Origin of the sequence: Microcoleus sp. BR0-C5, assembly GCF_036705045.1 — a bacterium.
GTDB lineage: Bacteria > Cyanobacteriota > Cyanobacteriia > Cyanobacteriales > Microcoleaceae > Microcoleus.
On record NZ_JAUBTR010000003.1, the window covers coordinates 200,020 to 208,360 of the forward strand.

The window sequence follows — 8,341 nt, forward strand, 5'->3', positions numbered from 1 at the left end:
GGAAAATCCAGTCCGTCCTCTAGCAGGAATCTCGCCCGAAGATCCAACTTGAATTCTCCATCTACAACCGCTGAGGAATTGCTATGCCAACTACCAATACCCTACTAGAAAGCGAGTATGCAACAGCCCAACTTGATGTCACCGAACGGGCTAGGCTGGAAGAACTGGAATCCATTGTAGAAAATGGACTTCAGACTTTTTACGAAGTTGGCAAAGCCCTTGATGAAATTCGGGAACAGAAACTGTACCGGGAAAGCCACAAGACGTTTGACGCTTATTGCCGGGAGAAATGGGGCATAGCAAAGCAGACGGCTAATCGATTTATTGCAGCAGCGCAGGTCATCGAAAATTTGACACCCATGGGTGTCAAAATTCCAGCCAACGAGCGCCAAGTCCGTCCCCTAACAGGATTATCGCCAGAACTGCAACTCGAAATCTGGCAAGAGGCTCTGGAGTCATCGCCCAATGGTATGCCCACTGGTGCAGCAGTTCAGCGCTTGGTAGAACAGCGATTTCCTGCAAGCGGAAGCGGGCGAACTGGTAAGGATGATGCTTCAGAATTGGAGAAATTGCGATCGGACAATCAGCGGCTCAGAGAGCAAATCCGAGAGCAAAACAAAGAAAGAGATCGCCGTGCTGCTGCTGTGGCGTTAGAGTTGGAGCAACTGCGAGCCGAAAACAGGCAGTTGAAAGCTGAACTGCTACAGCGCGATAAAGATTGGGAAGTCCGACTGGCTGCTGAAAGGATCAAAATCCGGGAGGAAGTGAGAGCGGAAATGAAAGCTGAGTATGAAGGGCAAATTAATTCCCTCACTCAGCAACTAGCGGAAATGACAAAAAACTATCAAGCTGTATTAGCCCGACTGACAGCTTTAGAAGGAGCAAAATAAAAAATGGTAACGGTACTTGAAAATCCACTGCGGGTTGGTTTACGAAAAGAACGGGTGCCAGAACCACAAATTCTGGTAATCTTCGGAGCATCTGGGGATCTCACCCAACGCAAACTGGTACCTGCAATTTATCAGATGAAGCGCGATCGACGCTTGCCACCGGAAACTACCGTCGTGGGAGTAGCCCGCCGCCCTTGGAGTCACGATTACTTCCGAGAGCAAATGCGCGAAGGCATTGAAGAATTTGGCGGTGGCATTGGCAATGAAGAATTTTGGCAAGATTTCGCTCAAGGTTTGTACTACTGTCCGGGCGACATTGACAACCCGGAAAGCTATCAAAAACTCAAAGCTTTCTTAGCCGAACTCGACGAAGAAAGGAGAACTCGCGGCAATCACATATTTTATCTCTCAGTTTCCCCGAACTTTTTCCCAGAAGCAATTAGGCAACTGGGCGCGGCTCAAATGCTGGTTGACCCAGTAAAACACCGCTTGGTAATTGAAAAACCCTTCGGCCGCGACTTGAGTTCGGCAAAAGCTCTCAACCGAGTCGTGCAGCAGGTTTGCCAAGAACAGCAAGTTTACCGGATCGACCACTATTTGGGTAAAGAAACTGTTCAGAATTTAATGGTGTTCCGGTTTGCTAACGCGATTTTTGAACCGCTGTGGAATCGGCAATTTGTCGATCACGTACAAATTACAGTTGCAGAAACAGTAGGCGTAGAAGACCGGGCCGGTTACTACGAATCCTCTGGGGCGTTGCGGGATATGCTGCAAAACCACTTGATGCAGATTTTCTGTCTGACGGCGATGGAACCGCCGAACTCGCTCGACGCTGACAGCATCCGCACCGAAAAGATGAAAGTTCTGCAAGCAACTCGCTTGGCAGATTTGAATAACTTAGAGTTCTCAGCGATTCGCGGTCAATATTCCGCAGGTTGGATGAAGGGCAAACAGGTGCCGGGGTATCACGAAGAACCGGGGGTGGCTCCCAACTCGACAACGCCGACTTTTGTGGCGATGAAGTTTATGATTGACAACTGGCGCTGGCAGGGAGTGCCTTTTTACCTGCGAACCGGCAAGCGGTTGCCGAAAAAAGTTAGCGAAATTGCGATTCAGTTCCGCGAAGTTCCGCTGCTAATTTTTCAGTCCGCGGCCCAACAAACCACTCCTAACGTTTTGACTATGCGCGTGCATCCGAACGAGGGGATTTCGCTGAGGTTTGAGGCGAAAATGCCGGGGCCGGATTTGCGGACGCGGACGGTGGATATGGATTTCAGTTACGGTTCTTCTTTTGGGGTGACATCTTCGGATGCTTACGATCGCCTGTTAATTGATTGTATGCTGGGCGACCAAACTTTGTTTACCCGTTCTGATGAAGTGGAAGAAGCTTGGCGGGTGGTAACGCCGGCGTTGATGGCTTGGGAATCCTCCAACGACCAAGATTTGGTTCCTAAATACGAAGCGGGTACTTGGGAACCGGCGGAAGCAGAACTGCTAATTAACAGAGATGGCCGCAAGTGGCGCAGACTTTAAGAGTAATTAGTCAGCAGCCATTAGTCCTTAGTTATAGGTCAGCATTAGTATTAGTGATTAGCTAAGAACGGCTAACTAAGAAGGGCTAACTAATGACTAAGAACCAATGACTAATGACTAATGACTAATGACTAATAACTAATAAGAAAGGAGAGAAGATTTATGACGATGACACCGATGAAAGCTCCGCCTCTGGTTTCGCTACAAAGTCCTAAAGATGTGTCGATCGACCAAATCGAGGCCGAATTGAGTCAAATTTGGGAAAGTTACAGAGAATCAGGGTCGAAGGGCGATTTTCCGATCGCTAGTAGGGCAACAACTTTTACTTTTGTAGTCTACGAACCCGAAGAAACTCAGCGTTTATTAGCGGATCTGGGGTTTTATGACGGGCCAGTGGACGGTATTACTGGGCCGATGACGGCATCTAGCATCAGGGCGGCTCAAAAAGCTTACGGGCTGCCGAGAACTGGCAAACCTAACGCTGAATTGCTGGCAACTTTGCGGGAAGAAGTGGCTCGCAAAAATTCCACAGGCGAGGAGATGGGATCTAGTGGCTTGGGTTCCGGGGGTTCCGGGGTGGCTGATGCGATTGTGGCTGCCAATCCCTGCCGGATTATTGCTCTGTGCCCGACGGCGGGGGAAGATACGGGCGTCCAGGCTCAAGTCGCTGCTTATTGTCCGGTTCACAAGCGCACCAGCGGCAATCTGATCTGCTGCGAGTATATTACGCTCCGGGGTACGGAAGCTGCTTTGGAACGGGTGAGCGGCATCGTGACGGCGTTGACGATCCCGGATTTGCCGACGCTGCTGTGGTGGAAGGCGAATCCTGATGCCGATCGAGGTTTGTTCCAGCGGCTGGCGGCAGTTAGCAGTTCTGTGATTGTTGACTCTAGCAGCTTTGCTGAGTGTGAAGCTGAATTGCTGTTGATGCAAAGTCTGATCGAGGAGGGAATTCCGATCGCGGATCTGAATTGGCGCCGGCTGGCCGCATGGCAGGAGTTGGCTGCTGAGGCTTTTGACGCCCCAGAACGTCGGGCTGCGATTCGGGAAATTGATCGGGTGACGATCGATTACGAACAGGACAATTCTACGCAAGCGCTGATGTATTTGGGTTGGCTAGCGAGTCGGCTTCAGTGGCGTCCGGTTGCTTTCAAACAGGAAGAGGGCGATTACCAAATCAAGCGAATTAAATTCGCGGGGCCCGACGAACGGGTTGTCGAAGCTGAGTTGGCTGCTATTCCTACTGCTGATTCGGGCGATGTCGCGGGCGATTTGATTGCTTTGCGTTTGAATTCTACCAACGAAAAAGCTGACTGCGGTACAGTTTTGTGTTCGGAAGTCGGTGGCTGTATGCGGATGGAAACGAAGGGCGGCGCTCAAACCGATCGGTTTAACCAGGTGAGTCCTCTGTTCGATCAGGTGACGGAACAGTTGCTGGGCCAGCACTTGCAGAGTTGGGGCCGAGATGTGCTTTACGAAGAAAGTTTGGCAGTCACGGCTCAAATGCTGAAGTTAGCTAAGCGGTAAAAAGAGGGAAGAAGGAAGAAGGAAGAAGGAAGAAGGAAGAAGGATTGAGTTAATATTCAGTGGGGCAGGCAATGTCTGCCCTACTTTTTTAGGAGTTATGAATTTTAAGTTAGGAGTTTTGAATTAATCCTGTTATTTAACTCAAAACTCTAAATTACTTCCCAAAAGCCACTAAATTACCTCTCTTCTTCTCATTCTTCCTTCGCGCCCTTCGCGTCTTCGCGGTTCGTTAAATATGTATTTTTTGTAACTAATCTAGAACTATGGCTTTAGTAATTGCTGGCGAACGCAGCGGTGCGGGAAAGACTACTGTAACGATCGCCCTTTTAGCTTATTTAATCCGCCGCGGCTTGAATGTTCAATCTTTTAAGGTAGGTCCGGATTACATCGATCCGATGTTTCATGCTTTTGTTACTGGTCGCCCCTGTCGGAATTTAGACCCGGTATTAACGTCTGAATCTTATGTAAAAAAGTGTTTTTCTGGTCATATTCAAGATGTCGATTATGCCTTAGTTGAAGGGGTAATGGGTTTATTTGACGGTGTTTCTCGGAAGAAAGAAGAAGGAAGTTCGGCAACGGATTTCGTAACGGATGTAACGGATAGAAGTTCGGCAACGATTGTACGAGATGTAAAGGATTTAACGGATTTAAGGAAGCCAGAAGGAAAACAACACTATTCTATTTCCTTTGCTTCTACGGCTCATGTTGCTTATTTGCTGAATTTGCCGGTATTGTTTGTGATAGATTGCAGCAGGCTCTCTGGTTCTGTGGCTGCGATCGCCCACGGTTTTCGTTCTTTTAACCCTGACCTTAAATTCGCTGGTTTGGTGCTGAATCGGGTGGCGAGCGATCGACATTTGGAACTGCTTCAAGATGCTCTCAAACCGCTCAATTTACCTATTTTGGGTGTTTTGCGTAGGGATGAGGCTGTTACTATTCCCGATCGACATTTGGGTTTGATTCCTGCTGAGGAGTTGCCGAATCTTCATGCTGCGATCGATAAACTGGCTGATTTGGCTGCTGTTAGTTTTGACTGGGAGCAACTTTTGCCTTTGTTGGCTGCAACTCGAAATGGGGGGGGTGAGGGGTCTGAGCAAGTTTCGGGTAGGCACGGTCTCCCTTCGGCTATTATAACTCAAAAAAATGATGTTGTCAACTCTTTGGGAAAACAATTTGGAGTGAGGATTGCGGTTGCGCGCGATCGGGCTTTTAATTTTTACTATCAGGACAATCTTGATTTGTTGGAAGAGTTGGGTGCCCAGTTGGTATTTTGGAGTCCCCTTGATGATTCGGTTTTTCCTGACAATGTACAAGGGTTGTATTTTGGTGGTGGTTTTCCCGAGGTGTTTGCTCAAAAATTGAGCGGTAATGTTTTAATTCGGGATGCGGTAAGAAGGGCTATTTTTTCGGGAATGCCGACTTATGCGGAGTGCGGCGGTTTGATGTATTTGTGCGATTCTATTGTAGACTTCGATGGCAATTCTTGGCCAGGAGTGGGTGTGTTGGAAACTTCTGCTGCGATGGGAAAGCGTTTGACGCTGGGATACCGAGAAGCTGTGGCGGTGAGGGATAGTTCGGTTTTAACTGCTTTTGATGAGGTTTGGGGACATGAGTTTCATCGATCGCATTTAACTGTGGAACCGAGTAATCCAGTTTATCACAGTTGGAGGTATGGGAAGCGGGGGGAAGTTGAGGCGGTTGCTGAAGGTTGGGGAGTTTGTCAGGTGCACGCTTCTTATTTGCATTTGCATTGGGGTGCTCGGCCTGATATTCCGGCTCGTTTTTTGCAGCAGTGTGCTGATTTTGATTGTAAGGGTGTTTTGGGCGATCGATCTCAAGTAATATCTTTTTAACGAACCGCGAAGACGCGAAGGACACGAAGGAAGAGTATGAAGAGGAAGCCGAAGATAGGTAATGTCTGTAGCGCTTTGGCAATAAATCAATTCTGTTTTTTGGGAAGTCGAAAAGCCTGTTCCTGGCTGCGCCCAAGGTAGAAATAAAGTGGTCTTACTATTTATATTAGAATATTTATGACGGAGAAAGCTAGGGATGTGGGGATTTATGAGCGAATCAATTTCGACTAAGCTGTTGTTTGCACAATGGGTGACACCGGATAATTTTCGGAGTTACGGTCAAGTTATCTTTGCGGCTGTTGATGGCAAGTCTTTCGATGCTGAGGATGCTCAGTTAAACTTGCAAAATGGTATTCCTAGATTTTACATTATGCGGCTGCACCATAAAGGTCGCAAGTTTGGCAAAATTACACGACACGTTCAATGTACTCAGTGTTTGGGTTCTCTGGATGGGAAGGATTGGTTGATGGCGGTTGTGCCTCCTGGGGATAGCTATAAACCGAGTTTAGAGGATATGGCTGCTTTTCGGATTCCGGGCAATTGTTTTATTAAGTTAGATGTGGGGACTTGGCACGCTGGGCCGTATTTTGATGCGGATTTTGTTGATTTTTACAATCTGGAATTGAGTAATACTAATGTGGTTGACCATTTTACCTTTGATTTGGTGAAAAATCACAATCTGGAGTTTGAGATTGTCTGATGTTGGCGATTTGTAGTTGAGCTTTCTTGGGGTTGATTATGGTTATAGGTGGGTTTTTTGAGTAAGATTTTTTAACCGCAGAGGGCGCAGAGGACGCAGAGGAGGAGAAGCAGGGGGTTTGCAAGTGATTGGAGAATTCTTTTGGTCTCACTAGGCTGAATCGCTACTAGGAAAGATAAAGTTTACCAGTGTTAAAATAAGTGCAATTGTCATGCCTGAGCAAAAGTATAGCATTGTTCTGCGCGAATGTCGTTTGTTAGGTGCGGGTGACGATCGCCCAACGGTAGATATTGCTATCGAGGATGACCAAATAGTCGCCGTTTCGCCGCACATCTCAGAACTTGGCGAACGCGAAATCGATATTCAAGGCAAATTAGTCAGTCCTCCTTTTGTGGAGTCGCACATTCATCTCGATTCGGCTTTGACTGCGGGGGAACCGCGATGGAATCAAAGCGGCACTTTGTTCGAGGGAATTCAAATCTGGGGGGAACGAAAGCAATGTTTAACTCTGGATGATGTCAAAAAACGGGCTGTTGAAACTTTAAGGCTACAAGCGTCTCAAGGGATTTTGTTTGTTAGGAGTCACGCTGATGTTAGCGAACCGACGCTGACTACTTTGCAAGGACTTTTGGAAGTTCGAGAACAAGTCAAAGATTGGATGACTCTGCAAGTTGTGGCTTTTCCCCAAGACGGGATTTACGGAAGTCCAGAAAATGACAAACTTTTAGAGAAATCTCTGGATATGGGTGCGGATGCTGTGCAGGGTAAGAGCATCTCAATCAGGCTTGACACAAGGATTTGAGAATAAGCATCATGTACTCCTCACTCATCGCTGCCCGGTTCCTTTTTTGTCTCAAGCTACGCGATAGGGTGGTTTCACAGATTGAGGGCATTAAGGGCCATCCGTCTGAGTACCGCCAAATTTTGAGGGCTATTAAACGCTCGGATACGAGATTTATCTTCTTCAAAAGTCACATCTAAAACCCAATGTTGTTTATTTTCAATGCTCCAATGTTCCCGGATAATAGAACTATGTTTTTGAGCATCTACGGTTAAAGAACTTAGATAGAACTGGACTTCGTGAGAGGTTCCATTCCACTGTTGCCGAAACCGTTCGACTATAACAACCGTCTGAAGTCCCGCCCATTTATCTTGATTATAAAGACCTCCCAATTCTGAAACGGGAATCGCCCAAACTCTTCTTTTCTCAATCCGGTTATGCCCTTTTTCTACTTGACGGTAATTCGTCATTTTAACTCCCGCAAATTGGCGACTTACTTGAAGCTCAAACCAAGATTTAACAAGATTGTAAAGAGTCGGATGATTGCTTTTTAAGCAGACTACATAATTAGCTTTTTTCTGAACAATCTGTTTAATAATCTCCGTTTGAGTTCCCATTGCATCCATCGTAATAATTGCGCCGGTTACGTCGATTAATTCTAATAAGGCTGGAATCGCCGTGATTTCATTGGAATGGCTGTCCACCTTAACTTGGCCGAGGACCAAACGATTTTCACAAGCCCACGCTGTCACTAAATGTAAATTTTTTTTCGCCTGATTTCGGTCATAAGACCCCCGAAGACTTTTTCCGTCAATTGGGATAACTTGCTCAAAAACTGACCCCAGTAATTTTTGGACCCATTGAGTTAACTTCTGTTCTAAAACCTTGGGGTCTATTTTTTCAAAAACTCGCCGAAATGTATCATGATGGGGAATGCCATTGGGTAATTCTAAAAATTGTTTGAGCCAGTGCTGTTTACTTAGGAATGAAAATTTAATAACTTAAGCAAGATATAATAAACAAATGAGTGAACATCAATGTACTTGACATTTCAAAT

General features: G+C 46.7%; 7 protein-coding genes. 6 read left to right on the forward strand and 1 reads right to left on the reverse strand.

The genetic code is table 11. From position 1 onward, the window contains the following. Window positions 1–83 precede the first annotated feature (83 nt). From QUB08_RS02705 to QUB08_RS02730, 6 genes are all read left to right on the forward strand, one after another. On the forward strand, window positions 84–890 hold the full coding sequence (locus QUB08_RS02705) for a hypothetical protein (RefSeq protein WP_333223251.1): 807 nt from the start codon (window positions 84–86) through the stop codon (window positions 888–890). 3 nt (window positions 891–893) lie between these two features. Beyond that, window positions 894–2,423, forward strand: coding sequence for a glucose-6-phosphate dehydrogenase (gene zwf, locus QUB08_RS02710; RefSeq protein WP_333223253.1), 1,530 nt, complete (start codon window positions 894–896; stop codon window positions 2,421–2,423). A gap of 162 nt (window positions 2,424–2,585) precedes the next feature. Next, window positions 2,586–3,950 carry a glucose-6-phosphate dehydrogenase assembly protein OpcA gene (gene opcA, locus QUB08_RS02715; RefSeq protein ID WP_333223255.1) on the forward strand — a complete coding sequence of 455 codons (1,365 nt, stop codon included), beginning with the start codon at window positions 2,586–2,588 and terminating at the stop codon, window positions 3,948–3,950. Between the two features lie 263 nt (window positions 3,951–4,213). Next, a complete protein-coding gene (locus tag QUB08_RS02720; protein ID WP_333223257.1) occupies window positions 4,214–5,803 on the forward strand; it encodes a cobyrinate a,c-diamide synthase in 1,590 nt (529 codons plus the stop codon). Between the two features lie 208 nt (window positions 5,804–6,011). After that, window positions 6,012–6,503 (forward strand): ureidoglycolate lyase, encoded by a 492-nt coding sequence (locus tag QUB08_RS02725; RefSeq protein ID WP_333223259.1) that lies wholly within the window; start codon window positions 6,012–6,014, stop codon window positions 6,501–6,503. Window positions 6,504–6,714: 211 nt separating this feature from the next. Next, window positions 6,715–7,305, forward strand: a complete 591-nt coding sequence (locus QUB08_RS02730) for an amidohydrolase family protein (protein WP_333223261.1) — start codon at window positions 6,715–6,717, stop codon at window positions 7,303–7,305. 74 nt (window positions 7,306–7,379) lie between these two features. On the opposite strand, the gene QUB08_RS02735 is transcribed toward QUB08_RS02730, so the two are convergent. Then, window positions 7,380–8,282, reverse strand: coding sequence for an ISAs1 family transposase (locus tag QUB08_RS02735; RefSeq protein WP_333223273.1), 903 nt, complete (start codon window positions 8,280–8,282; stop codon window positions 7,380–7,382). Window positions 8,283–8,341 lie beyond the last annotated feature (59 nt).

What these genes read in the sequence shown, in the direction of transcription:
- QUB08_RS02720 (WP_333223257.1), top strand. Translation starts at nt 4,214, where the DNA reads ATGGCTTTAGTAATTGCTGGCGAACGCAGCGGTGCGGGAAAGACTACT.
- QUB08_RS02725 (WP_333223259.1), top strand. Translation starts at nt 6,012, where the DNA reads ATGAGCGAATCAATTTCGACTAAGCTGTTGTTTGCACAATGGGTGACA.
- zwf (WP_333223253.1), top strand. Translation starts at nt 894, where the DNA reads ATGGTAACGGTACTTGAAAATCCACTGCGGGTTGGTTTACGAAAAGAA.
- QUB08_RS02730 (WP_333223261.1), top strand. Translation starts at nt 6,715, where the DNA reads ATGCCTGAGCAAAAGTATAGCATTGTTCTGCGCGAATGTCGTTTGTTA.
- opcA (WP_333223255.1), top strand. Translation starts at nt 2,586, where the DNA reads ATGACGATGACACCGATGAAAGCTCCGCCTCTGGTTTCGCTACAAAGT.
- QUB08_RS02705 (WP_333223251.1), top strand. Translation starts at nt 84, where the DNA reads ATGCCAACTACCAATACCCTACTAGAAAGCGAGTATGCAACAGCCCAA.